Origin of the sequence: Eggerthella sp. 1_3_56FAA, from assembly GCF_000185625.1 — a bacterium.
GTDB classification, from domain to species: Bacteria; Actinomycetota; Coriobacteriia; order Coriobacteriales; family Eggerthellaceae; genus Eggerthella; species Eggerthella lenta.
The window spans coordinates 1-1,476 of the sequence record NZ_GL622588.1 but is presented as its reverse complement, the minus strand read 5'-3'; the positions used below and the strand labels follow the sequence as shown (position 1 = coordinate 1,476).

Annotated in this window: 1 protein-coding gene; it reads right to left on the bottom strand. The window is 66.5% G+C overall.

What is annotated here, in order from left to right:
- Positions 1 to 1,476 (bottom strand): VirD4-like conjugal transfer protein, CD1115 family (locus HMPREF1023_RS14890; protein WP_009307287.1); only part of this gene is annotated, 1,476 nt, incomplete at both ends.

The window sequence follows — 1,476 nt, the reverse complement described above, 5'->3', positions numbered from 1 at the left end:
TCGGGGGTGAGCCGCGCGGCGGGATGCCGCGCTATGTCGAGCTTTAAGTCGATGATGGGGCGCTCGCCGCGCACGAAGAGCAGCGCGCGGGAGTTGTCGAGCATGCGCACCTCGTCGGGCGTCATGAGCTCGCGCCCCGAGATCTGCTGGTTGGTGGACCAGCTGCCGCCCCTCCCGGTGGTCCTGCCGTGCGTGTCGAGGTCGATGGTCTCCTTGCCCAGAAGCTCGCTGACGTACTTGTGGGTGGATTGCTCGTTGCCGCCCAGGTACAGGAACTCGTCGCAGTTGCCGACGATGGACTCCCACTGCTTGTCGAACAGCGCCCGCAGCTGCGCCATGTTCTGGATGATGATCGACGCGGACACCCCGCGCCCGCGCATGGTGGAGAGTATCTTCTCAAAATCATTGGGTAAGCTCACGTTGGCGAACTCATCCATGAGGAAGTGCACGTGCACGGGCAGCTGCCCGCCGTGTTTTCCGTCCGCGAGCGCGAAAAGCTGCTGGAACAGCTGCGTGTAGAGGACGGACACCAGGAAGTTGAAACTGGTGTCGTTGTCGGGTATGACTGCGAACAGGGCCACCTTGCGCTCCCCGAGCGACGGCAGGTCGAGCTCGTCTGTGGCGGTGAGCGACGCCAGGGCGTCGAGGTTGAACTTCTCCAGCCTGGAGGCGAGCGTCACCTGGATGGATTTGAGCGTCTTGGCCGAGCCGGAGCGGTAGCTGCGGTAGTATTTGAGCGCGATGTGGCCAGGGTCCCTCATCTCCAGCCGGTCGAACAGCTCGTCGAGCACCGAGGCGTAATCGTCGTCGTCCTCGCGCACCTCGCCGGCGCGCAGCATCTCCATGAGGGTGGCGTAGTTGCGCTCCTCGGGCGGTGCCTCGTGCACGAGGTAAAGCAGAAGCGCCAGGTGCAGCATCCCGGCGGCCGTGTCCCAGAAAGGATCCTGGCTCTGCGCGCCCTTGGGAGTCGTCGCCTTGAACAGGTTGGTGTTGAGCCGCTGCGCGTCCGCGTCCGACTCGATGTAGGAAAGCGGGTTGTAGCAGTGGGACCTCTCCATGCGCACGAGGTCGAGCACGCGCACCTCGTAGCCCCTCGATTCGAGCAGCCCGCCCACGGCGCGCACGATCTCGCCCTTCGGGTCGAGCACCACCATCGATGTGTTGGCCTGGCAGGCGTTGGGCAGGCTGAACCCGCGCGTTTTGCCTGCGCCCGAGCCGCCCACCACGAGCGTGTTCATCGAGCGCCTGTGGGCGTGGGTGTCGTAGCTCATGCGAAAATTGCGCGTGAGCAGCTTGTCGCCTGCGGGGTCGCGCCCCCGGTAGCGGTGGCAGATGCGGCGGGCGTCACCCCACCGGGCGCTGCCGTGCTCCTCGCCGGGGCGCAGGTTGCGCCGGGTGAGCAGCCGCGCCGCCGCGCAGGCGGCATACAGGACCAGGAACAGCAGCGCCCATCGCGCGCCGCCCGCCGTGGGCTTC